The sequence below is a fragment of the Methylobacterium sp. M6A4_1b genome (genome assembly GCF_053345175.1).
In genome coordinates this window covers 336427-352773 of the sequence record NZ_JBKEZQ010000001.1, presented here as the reverse complement: position 1 = coordinate 352773, position 16347 = coordinate 336427, and the positions used below count along the sequence as shown (strand labels likewise).

14 protein-coding genes are annotated in these 16347 nt (G+C 70.5%); 7 read left to right on the top strand and 7 right to left on the bottom strand.

All coding sequences use genetic code 11. The annotated features are described in order from the left end of the window. Positions 1-92: 92 nt before the first annotated feature. Together ACLBWX_RS01745 and ACLBWX_RS01740 are read right to left on the bottom strand one after the other, a co-directional pair. Positions 93-362: a hypothetical protein gene (locus ACLBWX_RS01745; RefSeq protein WP_447675367.1), complete on the bottom strand. Its 270-nt coding sequence runs from the start codon at positions 360-362 to the stop codon at positions 93-95. 161 nt (positions 363-523) lie between these two features. Further along, complete coding sequence (locus tag ACLBWX_RS01740) at positions 524-1180, bottom strand: glutathione S-transferase family protein (protein WP_447675366.1); 657 nt, start codon at positions 1178-1180, stop codon at positions 524-526. Between the two features lie 374 nt (positions 1181-1554). Between ACLBWX_RS01740 and ACLBWX_RS01735 the strand changes: the two genes are divergently transcribed. After that, positions 1555-2769 carry a polyhydroxyalkanoate depolymerase gene (locus tag ACLBWX_RS01735; protein WP_447675365.1) on the top strand — a complete coding sequence of 405 codons (1215 nt, stop codon included), beginning with the start codon at positions 1555-1557 and terminating at the stop codon, positions 2767-2769. A gap of 244 nt (positions 2770-3013) precedes the next feature. Here ACLBWX_RS01735 and ACLBWX_RS01730 read toward each other — a convergent pair whose 3' ends face one another. From ACLBWX_RS01730 to ACLBWX_RS01720, 3 genes are all read right to left on the bottom strand, one after another. Beyond that, a complete protein-coding gene (locus ACLBWX_RS01730; protein WP_447675437.1) occupies positions 3014-4777 on the bottom strand; it encodes an ABC transporter ATP-binding protein in 1764 nt (587 codons plus the stop codon). A 256-nt stretch (positions 4778-5033) separates the two neighbouring features. Continuing rightward, positions 5034-6386: an MFS transporter gene (locus ACLBWX_RS01725; protein ID WP_447675364.1), complete on the bottom strand. Its 1353-nt coding sequence runs from the start codon at positions 6384-6386 to the stop codon at positions 5034-5036. Further along, positions 6383-7189 carry a PRC-barrel domain-containing protein gene (locus ACLBWX_RS01720; RefSeq protein WP_447675363.1) on the bottom strand — a complete coding sequence of 269 codons (807 nt, stop codon included), beginning with the start codon at positions 7187-7189 and terminating at the stop codon, positions 6383-6385. Before ACLBWX_RS01720 ends, ACLBWX_RS01725 begins: the two co-directional genes overlap by 4 nt. 416 nt (positions 7190-7605) lie before the next feature. On the opposite strand from ACLBWX_RS01720, the gene ACLBWX_RS01715 reads away from it, so the two are divergent. The 4 genes from ACLBWX_RS01715 (at position 7606) to ACLBWX_RS01700 (ending at position 12664) form a co-directional block, all read left to right on the top strand. After that, on the top strand, positions 7606-7983 hold the full coding sequence (locus tag ACLBWX_RS01715; protein ID WP_447675362.1) for a hypothetical protein: 378 nt from the start codon (positions 7606-7608) through the stop codon (positions 7981-7983). Positions 7984-8380: 397 nt separating this feature from the next. Beyond that, positions 8381-9121, top strand: coding sequence for an aquaporin Z (aqpZ, locus tag ACLBWX_RS01710; RefSeq protein ID WP_447675361.1), 741 nt, complete (start codon positions 8381-8383; stop codon positions 9119-9121). A gap of 170 nt (positions 9122-9291) precedes the next feature. Beyond that, the gene (locus ACLBWX_RS01705; RefSeq protein WP_447675360.1) at positions 9292-11583 is read left to right on the top strand and encodes an FUSC family protein; all 2292 of its coding nucleotides are present in this window, start codon (positions 9292-9294) and stop codon (positions 11581-11583) included. A 406-nt stretch (positions 11584-11989) separates the two neighbouring features. Continuing rightward, the gene (locus ACLBWX_RS01700) at positions 11990-12664 is read left to right on the top strand and encodes a response regulator transcription factor (protein WP_447675359.1); all 675 of its coding nucleotides are present in this window, start codon (positions 11990-11992) and stop codon (positions 12662-12664) included. Positions 12665-12783: 119 nt separating this feature from the next. On the opposite strand, the gene ACLBWX_RS01695 is transcribed toward ACLBWX_RS01700, so the two are convergent. Together ACLBWX_RS01695 and ACLBWX_RS01690 are read right to left on the bottom strand one after the other, a co-directional pair. Continuing rightward, positions 12784-14076, bottom strand: coding sequence for a flagellin N-terminal helical domain-containing protein (locus tag ACLBWX_RS01695; RefSeq protein WP_447675358.1), 1293 nt, complete (start codon positions 14074-14076; stop codon positions 12784-12786). 333 nt (positions 14077-14409) lie between these two features. Beyond that, positions 14410-14655, bottom strand: a complete 246-nt coding sequence (locus ACLBWX_RS01690) for a PilZ domain-containing protein (RefSeq protein ID WP_447675357.1) — start codon at positions 14653-14655, stop codon at positions 14410-14412. A gap of 189 nt (positions 14656-14844) precedes the next feature. On the opposite strand from ACLBWX_RS01690, the gene ACLBWX_RS01685 reads away from it, so the two are divergent. Together ACLBWX_RS01685 and ACLBWX_RS01680 are read left to right on the top strand one after the other, a co-directional pair. Further along, positions 14845-15396, top strand: coding sequence for a hypothetical protein (locus ACLBWX_RS01685; protein WP_447675356.1), 552 nt, complete (start codon positions 14845-14847; stop codon positions 15394-15396). A 169-nt stretch (positions 15397-15565) separates the two neighbouring features. Further along, positions 15566-16342: a DUF1217 domain-containing protein gene (locus tag ACLBWX_RS01680; RefSeq protein ID WP_447675355.1), complete on the top strand. Its 777-nt coding sequence runs from the start codon at positions 15566-15568 to the stop codon at positions 16340-16342. The last annotated feature ends 5 nt before the right edge of the window (positions 16343-16347 follow it).

Below are 16347 nucleotides of genomic sequence, written 5' to 3'. Positions count from 1 at the left end.
GACGGGTGCCGACGACGCGAAAGAGGCCCGGACCTCGCGGGCCGGCCTTCCTCCAATGCCGACGCGTCGCCGCGCCGGCTCGCGTCACGTCGTCAGCAGCGCGGGCCGCCCGAAGTCTGACCGTATTGCTGGACCGGGAAGTTCTGCTGGTTGGCGTTGCCCTGGCTCGCCGAGTTGCCCGCGCAGCGGCCCGGCACAGGGACATCGTAGGAGCGGATCGAGCCCGTCGTGATGTCGTCGTAGCGCGAGGCCGGCACATCGCCGTAGGCCGGCACGACGCGGTCGAGCGCGAAGCTTCCGGTCGCCGGGGCCGCAACGGCAAGAACAGTCGCGGCAACGAGGACGAAGAGACGATGTTTCATCGGCAAACGATCACTCCAATGTGAGACCGGGACTGTCTATCCCTGCGTCTCGACTGCGATGAGAGCGATGTGGGAAGCGCCCTGCCCGAACGACGTGCCGCCGCGCACGCGGCCGCGCGGCGTCGGTTTTCCGGGACCGCGGAGGCTCGGAACGCGAAGCCTCAGAACTCCATGTCGAGTTCCTCGATCTCCTCGGGCTCCCGCGCCGCCTCGGCCGCCCATTCTTCCATCAAGGGCCAGGCCAGGATGGTGTCGCGATAGGTCGCGGTCCGCCGCGGCAGGCCGACATCGTAGGTGCGGAAGCGTGTGCAGACGGGCGCGAACATCGCGTCGGCGAGGCTCGGGGCCTCGCCGAACAGGAACGGGCCGTCGTAGCGCCCCAGGCACTCGTCGACGATGGTGACGACCCGGTCGATGTCGCCCCGCGCGCCGTTGAAGATCTTGAAGTTGGTGTGGCGCGCCTTGAGGTTCATCGGCAGGGCCGAGCGCAGGTTGATGAAGCCGCCATGCATCTCCCCCGAGATCGAGCGGCAATGGGCCCGGGCCACGGCGTTGCGCGGCAGGAACCCGGCCTCCGGCCGGATCTCGTTGAGGTACTGGGCGATGGCGAGAGTGTCCCAGACGATGATCTCGCCGTGGACGAGGCGGGGCACGAGGAACGAGGGCGACAGGTGCAGCAACTCCGCCCGGGTCGAGGCGTCGTTTCCGGAGAGGAGTTCCGTCTCGAAGTCGAGCCCGGCCATGCGGCAGACCAGCCAGCCCCGCAGCGACCACGACGAGTAATTCCGGCTTGAAATCGTCAGTGTTGCCGCAGGCATCGTGGGCCTCCTGGTGTTTCCTCGCCAACACGTGATCCAAGACTCGTGCCGCCGGGGCAAGTCACGATACCGGATGTTTCCGTTCGTCCGAGCGCCTGCTCCGCCGACGAGGGAGCTTTTTTCCAGCACGTAGGTTGACCTTTCGCAGTCACGGCCTGCGGCGACACGATGTTCACTGTTATTCCGATGCCATGTGCGACATTTCCCCGGTGATGCATAAGCACAACAACACCGGGATATCAGGCGATAGGCCCGTTGCGTCCGGGGCCGGCCTGCCGCAGCCTAGCCCTCCGTCGGCGGCGGCGGCGCTGCCGGCGCGCCCGCTCGCCGCGGACGTTCTGCGACTTGACCGTTCGCGTAGGAGTTCGGGCTGCATGCTTTATCGTGCCTTCGATGCACAGTCGGACCTCGCTGATCAGACGCGCGCCTGGGGACGCCTCGTCCACGACGCCGTTTCGCCGTGGACGGCTGCCGGCTACCGGGAGCCCCTGAACTGGTGGTCGGCCGGTGCGCGCATGATGATGCGCGCCGGACTGACGTTCGCGCGCCCGGCCTACGGCATCGACAGCGTGACGGTGGGCAACCGCGAGGTGCCGGTGACCGAGGAGGTGGCGTTCGCGACCCCGTTCGGGACCCTGTTGCGCTTCAAGAAGGACATCGAGACCGAGCAGCCGCGCGTCCTCGTGGTGGCGCCGCTCTCGGGCCATTTCGCCACGCTCCTGCGCGGCACGGTGCGCACCCTGCTGCCCGACCACGACGTCTACATCACCGACTGGCACAACGCCCGCGACGTGCCGCTGAGCGCCGGCCCGTTCGGGTTCGACGACTATGTCGACCACCTCGTGCAGTTTCTCGGCGCGATCGGGGAGGGGGCGCACCTCGTCGCCGTGTGCCAGCCGGCCGTTCAGGCGCTGGCCGCAGCGGCCGTCATGGCCCATTCGAAGAATCCCGCGCAGCCGCGCAGCATGACGCTGATGGCCGGCCCGGTGGATTGCCGGATCTCGCCGACCTCCGTGAACCACCTGGCCACCTCGAAGCCGATCGCCTGGTTCGAGAAGAACCTGATCGCCACCGTGCCGGACCGGCACAAGGGCGCCGGGCGGCGGGTCTATCCCGGCTTCATGCAGGTCTCGGCCTTCGTCTCGATGAACGCCAAGCGCCACATCCAGGGGCACGCCGACCTGTTCTGGCACCTCGCCAACGGCGAGACCGAGAAGGCGCGCCAGATCGAGGGCTTCTACGACGAGTATTTCGCCGTCCTCGATCTTGCCGCGGAGTTCTACATCGAGACCGTCAAGACGGTGTTCCAGGACTACACCCTGGCCAAGAACGAGCTGACCTATCGCGGCAACCCGATCGACATGGCGGCCATCCGCAAGACCGCGCTGATGACCGTCGAGGGTGAGCGCGACGACATCTGCGCCGTGGGCCAGACCATGGCGGCGCACGACCTCTGCACCAGCCTGCCCCACCACATGAAGAGCCACCACCTCCAGGCCGGCGTCGGCCATTACGGGGTGTTCTCGGGCCGCAAGTGGGAGAGCCAGACCTACCCGCTGGTGCGCAACTTCATCCAGTCGCACAACTGAGCGGTCGTCGGACCGACGCGCGCCGCTCCCGCATCGCAGGGCGGTCGCTTCACAAACAGGACCGCCGCTCCAGGTCGCCGGAGGCGAGGCCGCGCTCGCACGTTCCGCCCTACCGGAGGTGTAAGAGTCACCCCGACCGGCCCCGCCGGCAACGTTTCCCCGCGAAGGCGAGAAGCCCTGGGCCGGCCCGAGATCCGCCGCGAAGGAGCGGCCTCCTCCGGGTGAGCGCGCTGCGCTCCGGGCCTCAGGCGGCGGCCAGCGCCATCGACATCGATTCCTTCTTCATCAACTCGCGATAGAAGCCGTCGAGATGGGTCAGCTTGTCGGGCGAGCCGTCCTGGATGATGCGGCCGCCTTCCAGCACCACGATCCGGTCGAAGTCCCTCAGGGTCGAGAGGCGGTGCGCGATCGCGATGACGGTGCGGCCCTTCATGAGGTTGGCGAGGGCGTGGCGGATCGCCTCCTCGGACTCGGCGTCGAGGGCCGAGGTGGCCTCGTCGAGGAGCAGGATCGGGGAATCCTTCAGGATGGCTCGCGCGATGGCGATGCGCTGCCGCTGGCCGCCCGAGAGCTTCACGCCGCGGTCGCCCACGATGGTGTCGAAGCCCTCGGGCAGGGCATCGATGAAGTCCGTGCAATGGGCCGCGGCGGCAGCCTTCCAGACATCCTCGTCCGAGGCGTCGGGTCGGCCGTAGCGGATGTTCTCCCGCAGGGTGCGGTGGAACATCGAGACGTCCTGCGGCACCACCGTGATGGCCTCGCGCAGCGATTCCTGGGTGACGCGCTGGATGTCCTGGCCGTTGATCAGGATGCGGCCGCCCTGCGCGTCGTAGAAGCGCTGCAGCAGGGAGAACAGGGTCGACTTGCCGCCGCCCGACTTGCCCACGAGGCCGACCCGCTGGCCCGGCTGGAGGACGAGGTCGAAGTCGGTGAAGACGCTCCGGCCGTCCGGGTAGGAGAAGGCGACGTGGTCGAAGGTGATCTCGGCGCCGGTGCCGGAGAGCGGCTCCGCCTCCGGGTGGTCGATCAGGTCGTGCGGCTGCAGCAGGGTGTGGAGCGCCTCCGAGAGCCGGGCGGTATGCTGGGTCGCGTCCACCAGGGCGACGGCGAGGTCGCGGGTCGCGGCGAGGATGCGGATGCCGAGGGTGCAGACGAGCACGACCTGGCCGTTCGTGGCCTGACCGGCCTCCCACATGGTGATCGCCCAGTAGAGCAGGCCGAGCACCGCCAGCACCGTGAGGATGGCGTGCACGATGCGCAGCTTCTCGAGGTAGAGCAGCGAGGAGCGCCGCGAGCGCATCTCCTGGCCGATCGTCCCGTCGAAGCGGGTGTACTCGCGCTTGAAGGCCGAGAACGCACGCACCAGCGGCATGTTGCCGACGAGGTCGACCATCTCGCCGTCGACGGACGCGGCCTTGGCGGCGAAGTCGTGGTGCAGGGGCTTTCCGGCGGCCGCCATCTTGAACATCAGCAGCACGACGGCCGCGAAGATGCCGGCCAGCACCAGAGCCATCGTGAGATTGACGGTGCCGATGAAGAGGATCGAGCCGAAGGCGGCGACGCAGGGGGGCATCACGTTGAACACGAACATGTTCTCGACCGTGAAGATCGCGTTCGAGGTCGCGGTGATGCGCGAGGCCAGGGTGCCGGGCTGCCGGTCGGCGAAGAAGGTCGGCGAGTGTCCGGTCATGTGCCGGAACAGGTCGCGCCGGATGTCGCCGGTCACGCCCACGAAGGTGAACGAGCCGACGAGGCTCGCCACGCGCCAGAGCATGTTGTCGGCTGCGATGAAGGCGATCAGGAGGGCGAGCGCCCCCCAGATCAGGCCCGACTGGGGTCCCTTGCTGAGCGCATCGACGACGCCCTTCAGCGCGTAGTCCGTGCTGACGGAGAAGCCCACGGCGCCGAGGACGGCGCAGAGGATGACGATGTGCGGCAGGGCGCGTCGGCGCAGATAGCGTCCCACGAAGGCGAACGGCCTATCGGCATAAACGCAGAGGTCTTCCATCGCGGTGACCGTCCCGGTTTCGAGGGTCCGCCCGGAACTTGGGTGGACCGGCTTCTGGTAAGGCGTCCTCACGGACCCTGGTTTCCCGCGCGTGCCCCACACACGATCTTGAGCCCCCCGGACTCGCAACGCGAAGCGGACGCAGGCGTTGCGGTGTCTGGCAGAGGTTTGCGCGTTTTAGAGGGCAAACCTGAACATCGCTTGAGCGGCAAGCGAATTCGATGCCGCCCGAGGTTCGTTTTCGCGGGCCTCCCCGTCATGCCGCGGGTTCGCGGCGCGTCTCCGGCATGATGAGCGCCACGAGGGCGAAGGCGGCGAAGCCCACGATCGCGAGGCCGAGGAAGGCGGTGTGGCTGCCGAGCCGGTCCGCCATCACGCCGGCGAGCGAGGTGGACAGGGCGGCGCCGATGCCCATGGCGGTGCCGACGGCACCCAGGGCGAGGTTGAAGTGCCCCGTCCTGCGGGTGGCGTCCGAGACCACGAGCGGCACCATCACGCCGAAGACCGCCGCCGAGATGCCGTCGAAGACCTGCACCGCCACCAGGAGCTCGGGGCTGTCGACATAGGCGAAGAGCAGGCCGCGGATCGGCAGGGCGGCGAAGCCGAGGAGCAGCAGCGGTCGCCGGCCCCAGCGCTCGGCCAGGCGCCCGACGGTGGGGGCCGACACCGCCAGCACGACCTGGGGCACCACGATGCAGGCGGCGATCAGGGCGGTCGCGGTCTCGCTGGCGCGCAGGGTCAGCATGCTGCCCACCAGCGGCAGCATCGCCGCGTTGGCGAGGAAGAACAGGGTCATGCAGGCGGCAAAGCACAGGAGCGCGCGGTTGGTGAGGAGGGCGCGCAGGCCGGCCCCGCCCGGCGGCGCAGCGGTGCCTCCGGCGTGCCTGGCCTGGGCCGGGCCGTCGATCTCCTCGGGCCGGATCCGCGACAGCGCGATCAGGGTCGGCACCATCAGGGCAGCGGTGAGGTAGAACACCGCGTCGTTCGAGAGATAGTAGCCGCAGGCCCCCATCCCGGCGGCGGCCACGGCGTTGCCGAGGGCCGAGAAGCTGGCATTGCGGCCGAGGCGCTCACCCGCCCGGGCATGGCCGACGAGGCCGATGCTGATCGCCGCGATGGCGGGGGTAAGGATGCAGCTCGCCGCCGAGTGCGCGGCCATGGCCAGCAGGACGATGAGGAAGTTCGGCCACATGGCGAGGGCGAAGGCGCTCAGCGCGATGGCCACGACCGAGAAGCCGGCGGCAAAGCGGCGCGAGCGCACCACGTCCACGAAGGCGCCGCCGGGCACCTGGCCGAGCAGGCTGACGAGGCTGCCCACGGTGAGGGCGAAGCCGATGTCGGACTGCGTCCACTTCGCCTGGGTGAAGTACACCGCCAGGAAGGGGCCGAAGCCGGTCTGCAGATTCGCCACGAAGAATGCGAACCCGTCGAGGCCGCGCGTGCTCCGGCGCGAGATCACCTTCATGTCGGCCGGGTTCTCCGCTGCCGTCGCCGGCGGGGCGTCGTCCGTGAGGGCATCGCGGCGCGGGACCGGCCGCGGCCGGAACTCCGGACGCGCCACCTCCCGCGGCTTGAGCGCCCGGCGATCTTTCGGGAGCGGAACCGTCATCGATCCGGCGACTTCTCGGCCGGCTTGTCCGGCGCCTTCTCAGATGCCGGCACGGACACGGGCGCGGCCGCCGGTGGAGGAGTCGCCGGCGGAGCGGAGGCCGGCGGGGGAGCGAGGGCCGACGGAGGCGCGACCGGCCCCTGGACCGGGGCGGCCGCCTGTTCGCCCTCGGCCGGCGCGGCCGGGCTCGCGGGGCCGAGCACCACGATGGGGTCGCCGGGCTTGTACTCGGGCGAGACGCGGACCTGGTTGCGGCTGAGCTGGAGCACGGGGCGGCTGGCCTTGCCGTCGTTGGTGAACCGCATGGCGCGCCAGTCCACCGCGATCTTGCGGGAGCCGACGCCCAGGAAGCCGCCGAAATCGATGATCGCGGCGCGCGGGCGCCCGTCCTTGTCGAGGATGATGTCGATGATCCGGCCCATGTCCTCGCCGGTCGAGCTGCGCACGGCCTTGCCGAGGACGCCCTCGTAATCCTGGGTGTCGAGCACGGTGGCGGGCGTTCCCGTCGCGGACGCGCCCGGGGCGGGGGCGGGAGCGGGAGCGCTCGGGGCGGGAGACGGCGTGCCGGCGACGGGCGGCGTGCCGGGGGCTGCCGGTGGGGTCGGTGCGGGAACCGGAGGCGGCTGAACCGGCACCGGCGCCGGCGCCGGCGTCGCGGGCGGCGTCGAGGCGGGCGAACCCGTCGTCGCCTCGCCGGGGCTCGGCGCGGCGTCCTTGCCCGGGGCGGCCGGGGTCTCGGCGGCCGCGGAAGCGGCCAACAGGGTGATCGTCGCGGCGGCGATCATCCGGACAGTTCTGAACACGCGCGTTCCCCGAGTGGTGCGTCTCGCCGGCCTGACACAATGGCAGCTTGGGCGGCGGGTTCCGCCTGAAGGGCGGGTCCGGCCTCATTGCGCGTGGACCAAGGCGAAGTTGTGGATGGACGAGAGGGCTGGACGCGCGGGCGGCGGCCGCCTCCGATCGCCGATGCCGGGGAGACCCGGCCCCGGCGAAAGCAGGACGTCGCCACGTCGCGCACGACGGTCGCGCAAGAAATGGACCGGGCTGGCGCCGGTCGCGGTTCCTGGCGCGGCACTCTGGCACCGGGCCAAGCGTGGCCGCAATCCCCCTCGCGCACCGGAGCGTGTCTGGTTTTCGACAAAACCCCGTCGTACAGAGGCGGATAGATGTGTGGGCGTCCCGATGCGGTCGCCGGCGTTTTTCCCAAGGACCAGAGCCGATGTCCCTTCCGTCCAGAGCCTGCGCCGTCGCGCTCGTTGCCGCCGCGCTCGCCGGGTGCCAAGCGCTCGGCGGCGGTGGCGGCGTGATGCCCGAGACGGAAATCGGGCCGCCCCCGTCCATGCGCGGTTCGGTGCCGGCGCCCCAGCGCGGCCGCTCCGCCGCGGCCGATCCCGACGGTGCCCCGCTCCAGACGGCCCCGACGCGCCGGCTCAACGTGCCGACCGCCGGCGGCGGCCAGACCCGCGCGGCGGCGAACGAGGAGCGCCGCATCCGTCGCGAGGATATCGAGGGTGAGACGACGTCCCGCTCGAGCTCCGGCGGCCTCGCACCCCAGATGGGCCAGGGCGGCAGCGTCGGTCTCGGCGGTAAGTTCTAAGCCCCGATCCGCGTTTTCGAATTCGGACGACCCGCCAGTTCCATGGCGGCGGCACGCGCGCGGGCCAGGTCCTGCGCGCGTCCCGCCGCGTGGGGTCGTCGCCGCGCGGCGGCCTGCCCGAGGCTCATGGGCCTTTCGTCCCGTCGGTTCGATTCGATCAGTTCTCGGCCCGGCACCGAGCATTCCGATCCCTGGAATTGCAGGTTTCGGCATTGCCGCGCTGTCCGTCAATTTGATCGGCTCCCGTTGTTGCTGTCGACTGACGGTCGTGCAATGCTCGAATATTGCGCGGATCTGAGTCCGGCGCAGGAATGTCGATCTCGCGTCGTGCCGAGCGGTGGCGGCGAACCCGCCCTGGGAAGTGCGCCTCGCGGATGTACGAGCGGGAGGCATCGTCATGGATCACGATACGATGCGGCGGGCGACCGCCGAGTTCATCGGCACATTCTGGCTGACCTTCGGCGGCTGCGGCGCCGCGATCCTGTCGGCGGCCTTCCCGGAACTGGGGATCGGCTTCCTGGGCGTCGCCCTGGCCTTCGGTCTCACCGTGCTCACGATGGCCTACGCGGTCGGGCACATTTCCGGCGGCCATTTCAACCCGGCCGTGACCCTCGGGCTGTGGTCGGCACAGCGCTGCGCCAACCGGCACGTCCTGCCCTACATCGTCGCCCAGGTGGCGGGCGCGCTCCTGGCCGCGGGCGTTCTCTATTCCATCGCGTCGGGCAAGCCCGGCTGGGTGCCGAACGGCTTCGCGGCGAACGGCTACGGGGAGCTCAGCCCGGGCAAGTACAGCCTCGCCGCCTGCCTCGTCATCGAGTTCCTGACGACGTTCTTCTTCCTCGTCATCATCGTCGGGACCACCTCGAAGGGCGCCGCGACGGGCTTTGCCGGCATCCCGATCGGGTTCGCCCTGGTGCTGATCCACCTCATCTCGATCCCGGTGACCAACACCTCGGTCAACCCGGCGCGCAGCACCGGCCCGGCCCTGATCGCGGGCGGCGAGTATGTCGGGCAGCTCTGGCTGTTCTGGCTGGCGCCGATCGTCGGCGCGATGGCGGCGGGGGCGATGGCGCGCTGGCTCTATGAGCCCGCCGACGTCGTCGACGCGCGGGTGATCGAGAAGGGAAGCGCGATCTGACGAAGGGCTGGGCCGCAGCGTTCGCGGACCGGAAGGCTCCCGCGGACCGGAAGGCTCCCGCGGAATGCAAGGCTCCCGTGCCAACCCTGGCGGTTCCGCGGCGCGCCGAAGCGCCCTAGATCGCGGAGGTACGGAGGCCCTGCGTCCTCCGGGAGCCCGCCGCGCCCGCGATGTCACCTTCTCCCGCCAGGTCCGATCCTCCCGCCAAGCCTGCTTCGCCCGCGCGGTCCGACCGTTCCGGGTCGGCTCCGCCCGCGGCGCCGCCCCAGGCTGGCCCATCCGGGTCCGTTCCGGAGGCCGGACTGCGCCGGCGGCTGGGTGCGGCGGCCTTCCTGCGCGGACGCGGGACGCTGACCAATCCGGGCCTCGACCTCACGCGCCTGCCGATCGGGCTCGATCCGCGCGGTCTCAGCCTCGTCGACGGGGTGCGGGCGGCCCTGGCCTTCGGCCTCGTCATTCTGCTGCACGAATGGTTTCCCTGGCCGCCGCTCCTCACCGTGGCGCTCGCCGCGAACCTCGCGTGCTTCGCCGATGCGGGCGGGCCGATGCGCTCGCGCCTCCTGGTGCTCACGGTCTTCTCGCTGCTCGGCGGCGTGATCTGGGGGCTGTTCGGCCTGATGCAGCCGCTCGGGCCGGTGCCGGTGGTGCCGCTCGCCGGCCTCGTCATCTTCGGCTGTACCTATGCGCGGGTCTGGGGGGTGCAGGCGCAGGCCGCCGGCAACGTCCTGGTCCTCGTCCTGTGCTTCGCCCTCGACCGCCCGCTCACGCCCGACCAGGCCCTGGTGGCCGGGCTGGTCTTCACCGCCGGGGGGCTGTGGGCGACGCTGCTGGCGCTGCTGCTGTGGCGCCTTCACCCCTATCGCCCGACCCACCGCGCGGTCGCCGAGGTGTGGCGCCGCCTGACCCGCCTGTGCGACGACCTCGAGGACCTCGCCTCCCTGGCCTGGCCGGAGAAGCCCGAGACGAAGAACGCCGGCGGCGGGGCCCGACAGATCTTCGATCGCCAGACCTTCGATCTCCAGGCCTTCGACCGGCATGCCCGCGCCCACCGCCGGGGCGTGCGTGAGGCGATCGAGCAGGCCCGCACGGTGATCGTCGACCTCGCCCGCAGCCGCGAACGCATCTCCGACCGCACCGCCCAGGCCCTGATCCGCCTGGAGGCGGCCGAGCAGATCTTCGCCGCCCTCATCGCGCTCTCGGATCTCATCGAGGGCGAGCCGGACCCGCGTCGCCGCCGGATGGCGCGCCGCTTCCTGCGCCGCCTCCGGCCGCTGCTGGGCGTCATCGCCCGGGCGATCCGCGACGACAGCGCGATCGATCTCGCCCGCCTGGAGCGGGCGATCGACCGGAGCGCCCGGCGCCTCGCCCACGATCGAGGCCTGCACGACCTCGCCACCCGCATCCTCGACCGCGTCCGGATCGGCGCCAAGCTCTCGACGCCGGACGGCTACCGGCCCGGGGGCGCCCTGCTGGGGCGGGCGAGCCTGCCCCTGGGGACCCGGCTCCTCGGGCCGCTCGGCACGAACTTCACCTTCGCGTCGGCCAACCTGCGCCACGCCGTGCGCGCCACCGTGGTCGCGGCTCCCGCCCTGTGGGCGACGCTGGTCTGGGCCGGGCCGTTCGCCCACTGGCTCACCATGACGGTCGTGCTGACGATGCAACCCTTCTACGCCGCCACCTGGCAGCGGGCGCTGGAGCGGATCGGCGGCACCGTGCTCGGCGGCCTGATCGGCGCCATCCTCGCCGGCTTCGCGACCTCGCCCCTGGCCCTGGCGGCCCTGGTCTTCCCCCTGAGCATCGTCGGCTTCGCCGCGCGCCAGGTCAGCTACGGCGTGTTCATCGCCTGCCTGACACCCCTCGTCGTCCTCCTCGTCGAGGTGGTGGAGCCCGGCCACGGCTCCTGGGAGGTGGCGGGCATGCGCGCGCTCCTCACCCTCCTCGGCGGTCTCATCGCGGTGGCGAGCGCCCTGGTGCTCTGGCCGATCTGGGAGCCGGACCAGGTGCGTCTCGAACTGCGCAAGGCGGTCCGGGCCCATGCCGCCTTCGCCCGCGCGGTGCTCTGCGCCGGAGCCGAGGCGGAGACCACCGGCGTCCGCGCTCAGGCGGCCCGGGCCGCCGGCCTCGCGCTGAACGACCTCGAGGCCGCTCTCGCCCGCGCCCTGCAGCAGCCCCGGGCCGGGCGCCACCCGCAGGTGGAATCCGCCATGGTGGCCGACGCCACCCTGCGGCGCATTTCGGCGCGCCTCACGGCTCTGCGCTACGCCGTCGACACGGCGGAGCCGGAGGCCCTCGCGGCCTGGAGCGGCTGGATCACCGCGACCCTGGCGAGCCTCGGGGGCGAGGGCGCGCCCCCGCCGATGCCCTCGGCCCCCCGCAGCGACGGGCTGACCCGCCTCGTCGCCCAGATCGAACTCCTGGGCGAGACCCTGGCACCCTCGGCGGCGCGGACCGCCCGGGGGTAGGCGTTCGCCCAGGGGTTAGGCCTGCGCTCGGGGCTCGACGGGCCGAGGCGTTCCCCACCCGTGCGATTCGCGCCGCGCCGGCCGGTGGCGCCGGCCCGATGCCGAAACCGTGATCGATCTGCCACACCGGCCTCGGCCGAGGCGGTCGCCGGCCTCCGGACCCGCCGAAAAACGGCCCGGGATCACAGGACGTCGGACTGCTTAATTCAAAATTAACCATTTCCTTAAAGAAACATTTCCAACGCAAAGCGACGGACGGCAGCGACTACATCCCTCAAAGAGAGGCCGCTGCGAAGTCATCATCAAGTAAAACCTGGATATCAAGAGTGAACAACGAAGTCGCTCCGCTTCCAAGGTGATCGTCGAGTCGGCTTGCACAACAGTTCGTTTTCGGCGGGGCGCTGAAATGTATATCGTTGTCGATGAGCGACAGGCAGTCGCCGCCGAGTATGTGGCGGGTTTCAAAGCACAGGCTGTTCCGGCGCGCGGCAGCAGCGCCGACGACTTCCTGGCCTGGCTCGCCGGCAACCCGGCCGACGCCCTGCAGGGGATCGTGCTCGGCGAATGCGCCGATCGCGCCAGCCGGACCGCCGCGATCCGCAGCCTGTCCCAGGCGCCGATCATCGCCCTCAACGAGACCCGCTCCCTGGAGCAGACCCTCGACCTCTTCACCGCCGGCATCGACGACGTCGTGCGCCGCCCGGTCCATGTCCGCGAGATCCTGGCCCGGGCCGAGGCGATCCGCCGCCGCGGCATCCGCGGCGAGATCCAGGCGCCCGCCGCCCAGGATCGCAGCGGCCGTCTCAAGGTCTTCTCCGACGGGCGCGACCCGGAGATCGACGGCGTCAGCCTGATCCTGCCGCGTCGCGAGCGCCACATTCTCGAGTACTTCGCCGGCCAGCGCGGCCGCCAGCTCAGCCGGACGCAGATCTTCAACGCCGTCTACGCCGATCACGGCGCCGACGTAGAGGAGAGCGTGGTCGAGGGCCACATCAGCAAGCTGCGCAAGAAGCTGCGCCTGCGCCTCGGCTACGACCCGATCGAGGCCAAGCGGCTGGCCGGCTACACCTTCGTCGGCTGAGCCGAACCGCCCGACCGCTCCGGCGCCGGCCCCGGAATCAGAAAGGCCACGCCCCCTCGCGGAGGCGTGGCCTTTCTGCGTGAGGCGCCCCCGGAAACTCCCCGGGGGCGCCGTCGACCTTACCGGAAGAGCGAGAGGACGTTCTGGCTCGCTCCGTTGGCGATGCTGAGGGCCTGCACGCCGAGCTGCTGCTGGGTCTGCAGGGCCTTGAGCTTGGTGGACTCCTCCTCGATGTCGGCATCGACGAGGGTGCCGATGGTCCGGTCGTTGGCCTTCATCAGGGTGTCGATGAACGCCTTCTGGCCATCCACCTGCTTCTTGCTCGAACCGAGCGAGGTCGCGGTGTTGGTCATGGCGGCCAGGGCCTTGTCGACCTGGGTGATGAAGGCCTTCACCTGGGCATCGGTGGCGGCGGAGATGTCGATGGTGCTGACCGCCTTGCCGGTGATGGCATCCACGCTGTCCAGGATACCCTGGGTCGCCGTGGTTCCGGCGACGCCGGTGCCCGACTGCGTCGCCGCGGCGTAGCCGAGGCCCGCGGCGCTGAAGACCACGGCGACCGTGGCGGATGCGCCGAGCTTCGTCGTTTCGAACTGGAGGCGACCGCCGCTATCCAGGCTCGCCGTCACGGCGCCGGTGGTCTTGGGATCGGCGGCGAGCTGCTTGTTGATCTCCGCGACGACCTGATCGTTCGTCACCTTGGTCGGGTCGAAGCCGGCGGTGGCGGGGAACTTCGCCGCATCGAGGGTGACGGTGACGGCACCGCCGCCGTTGGCGTTGACCGTGAAGCTGACGGCGGTCGTGAAGTCGGTGCTGGGACCGAAGGAGGCCGGAGCGGTCACCTTCGCCGACGTACCGGCGCTCGCGCCGGCATCGTAGAGCTTCAGGCCGCCGGCCGCGCCGACGTTGATCGACACCTCGGAGAACTTGATGCCGCCCGTGACGTCGCGCGAGAAGCCCGCGACGATCTTCTGCGTGGCGGTGAACTTCGCGTTCGAGGAATCCACCGAGAGCCAGTTCTGGCCGCTCATGACCGACGAGTCGGCCGTGGACTTCATGGTCGACTGGATGGCCGCGATTTCGACCTGGACCTTGGCGCGGTCCACGTTGGAGGACAGGGCCGAGGTGAGCTGGGTGCGCAGGCTCTTGACGTTCTCGATGATGCTGTTGATGCCGTTATAGGCCGTGTCGATCGAGGAGCTGCCCAGGCCGAGCACGTCCTTGACGGCGCCGAGCGACGAGTTGTCGGCGCGCACGGTGGTGGCGATCGACCAGTAGGCGGCGTTGTCGGCCGCGGACGACACGCGCAGGCCGGTCGACACGCGGTTGCTGGTGACGTCCAGCTGGGTCGTGATGCTCTTGAGGGTCGTCAGCGCCGTCATGGCGGCGTTGTTGGTCAGCAGGCTGGTCATTGCGAAGGATGTCCGGTTGACAGGAATTGCAAGGAATTCGTGTGTGTGACCGAGCAATACGCCACGCGGGCTAAAGACCTCTTCAAGTAGAGATCCGATATTGCTTCATACATCCCGGATTTTCACCGGACCGGTGGGGCGACATCATGTCTATAGGTCCACGAAACCTATCCACCGCGTTCGCATCGAGGGGCTTCCGTCCCGATCGGGGACAGTCGCTTGCCGATGGAGGGACTATGCCCGGTCCGGATTAGCAGGAGCTTAAGGCCGACGGCCCGCGCCTGTGCCCGGATGCGCCGCCTCCCGGCGGGGAGCGTTCCGCGCGGCCGGTCGTCAGTCCCGAGGCAGGAAGGTGACGCCGGCGAAATCGGCGCGCTGCCAGCGCAGCTGGACCGCCACGGTGCGCAGTTCATGGCCGGCGATGACGAGCTCGAAGCGCTCGGGCAGGGGGGTCGGTCGGGGCAGACGCAGGCTGGCGCCCATGGGCGAGAGGTCCCGGACGATGCAGGGCAGCAGGCGCTCGGGGCCGAGGACGATGCGGCCCTGCTGCATCACGCGGAAGCGCTTCGGCGAGGGCATGCGCGCGGGCCGGTCCCCCCGGGATACCGCCTCTCGCCAATCCGCCATCGTCGCGCCGTTCCGTCCGTGACCCGCGGGCAGGCTTAACAGCGGGTTCTCGGACTGTCGATCCGGGCCGGATCTTAAGATCTTGGTAACTATAACATGGGAGAGTTTCGGCTCGTCCGCCGCCTTCTCTCTGCGATGGCCATGACCACGACCTTCCCCCGTCGCGCCGCAAATCCGCTCTCGCCACGTCCGGGCTACACGCGACCGTCCGCGGGAGCCGAGCTCCGGCGCCGGTCCCGGGCCGCCGCCGTGGAGCGCGCGGCCGTCGGGATCTGCCTCGGCCTCGCCATGGTCTCGGGCAGCTTCGCGGCCTATTCGATCACGGGCGCCTCGAACACCTATTCGGTCCAGCCGTTCCTGCCGGCGGTCGGCGGCGGCTTCGCCTGGAAGCGGCCCACCGCGCCGATGCGCGAGGCCGCCCTCGATCTCGACCCGACCACCACGGGCGCGCTGCCCGATCCCGTGGCGCCGTCCTCCGAGGCGGAGCGGAGCGAGACCGCCCCGAAGGCGCGCAGCTACGTCCTGCGCCGGGTCACCGAGGGGGCCGCCCTGGTGGAGGGGCCCGAGGGCCTGCGCCAGGTGGTGCCGGGTGCCATCCTGCCGGGCGCCGGCCGCATCCTCTCCATCCGCGCCACCGGGTCCGGCTGGGTCGTGATCACCTCGGAGACGATCATCGGACCGACGCCGCTGTGACGACCGCGCGCCGCCCGCTGCCGGCACCAGCCTGCCGCAAGCCATTCGGCCTAGACCGGCGCTGTCCCGCGCCGGCTCCCGGCGCCGCGGCCCTCCGCACCCGTCCGTCCCACCCGTCCTTCCCGGATCCGGCGATGCCGCCGCGCCGCACGAGCGATCGCGCCCTGCCATGACAAGCACCTTCACGAGCTACGCCCTGTTGACGCGCGACCTCGACGCGACGTTGGCGCGCAAGGCCGCGCAGCCCGACGTCGCCCGCGAGACCGCCTACTACAAGGCGAAGATCGGCACCGTGACGTCGATCGACGAGTTCCTCGGGGACCGGCGCCTCTACGCCTACGCGATGAAGGCCTACGGCCTGGAGGACATGACCTACGCGAAGGCCTTCATGCGCAAGGTGCTGACCGAGGGCGTCACCGACCGCGCCGCCTTCGCCAACCGCCTCGCCGACGACCGCTACGTCGCCTTCGCCAAGGCCTTCGACTTCAACACCTACGGCGAGACCACGACCACCCGGGCCGCCACGAACACGGACACCACCGCGGCCTATCTGCGCCAGAGCGTGGAATCCGACGCGGGCAGCGACGACGCCGGCGTGCGCCTCGCTCTATACTTCGCCCGCGTGGCTCCGACCGTCTCCTCCGGCTACGGGGTGCTGGGCGATCCCGCCCTGTCGCAGGTGATCAAGACCGTCCTCGGCCTGCCCGACGTCTCGTCCTCGGATGCCATCGCCCGTCAGGCGGCGGTCATCGAGGACCGGGTCGACCTCGCGAGCTTCAAGGACCCGGACAAGCTCGGACGCTTCGTCCAGCGCTTCACCGCGATCTGGGACGCACAGAACAACGCCGCCTCGGCGCCCGTCCTGAACCTGTTCGCCGATTCCGCGTCGCAGGGCCTCGACGCGAGCCTGCTCCTCAGTCTCCAGCGCATCCGCACCGGGAGCTGAGCCGC

Coding starts and splice junctions, on each gene's coding strand:
- ACLBWX_RS01745 (WP_447675367.1), bottom strand. CDS start 362: ATGAAACATCGTCTCTTCGTCCTCGTTGCCGCGACTGTTCTTGCCGTT.
- ACLBWX_RS01740 (WP_447675366.1), bottom strand. CDS start 1,180: ATGCCTGCGGCAACACTGACGATTTCAAGCCGGAATTACTCGTCGTGG.
- ACLBWX_RS01735 (WP_447675365.1), top strand. CDS start 1,555: ATGCTTTATCGTGCCTTCGATGCACAGTCGGACCTCGCTGATCAGACG.
- ACLBWX_RS01730 (WP_447675437.1), bottom strand. CDS start 4,777: ATGGAAGACCTCTGCGTTTATGCCGATAGGCCGTTCGCCTTCGTGGGA.
- ACLBWX_RS01725 (WP_447675364.1), bottom strand. CDS start 6,386: ATGACGGTTCCGCTCCCGAAAGATCGCCGGGCGCTCAAGCCGCGGGAG.
- ACLBWX_RS01715 (WP_447675362.1), top strand. CDS start 7,606: ATGTCCCTTCCGTCCAGAGCCTGCGCCGTCGCGCTCGTTGCCGCCGCG.
- aqpZ (WP_447675361.1), top strand. CDS start 8,381: ATGGATCACGATACGATGCGGCGGGCGACCGCCGAGTTCATCGGCACA.
- ACLBWX_RS01705 (WP_447675360.1), top strand. CDS start 9,292: ATGTCACCTTCTCCCGCCAGGTCCGATCCTCCCGCCAAGCCTGCTTCG.
- ACLBWX_RS01700 (WP_447675359.1), top strand. CDS start 11,990: ATGTATATCGTTGTCGATGAGCGACAGGCAGTCGCCGCCGAGTATGTG.
- ACLBWX_RS01695 (WP_447675358.1), bottom strand. CDS start 14,076: ATGACCAGCCTGCTGACCAACAACGCCGCCATGACGGCGCTGACGACC.
- ACLBWX_RS01690 (WP_447675357.1), bottom strand. CDS start 14,655: ATGCCCTCGCCGAAGCGCTTCCGCGTGATGCAGCAGGGCCGCATCGTC.
- ACLBWX_RS01685 (WP_447675356.1), top strand. CDS start 14,845: ATGACCACGACCTTCCCCCGTCGCGCCGCAAATCCGCTCTCGCCACGT.
- ACLBWX_RS01680 (WP_447675355.1), top strand. CDS start 15,566: ATGACAAGCACCTTCACGAGCTACGCCCTGTTGACGCGCGACCTCGAC.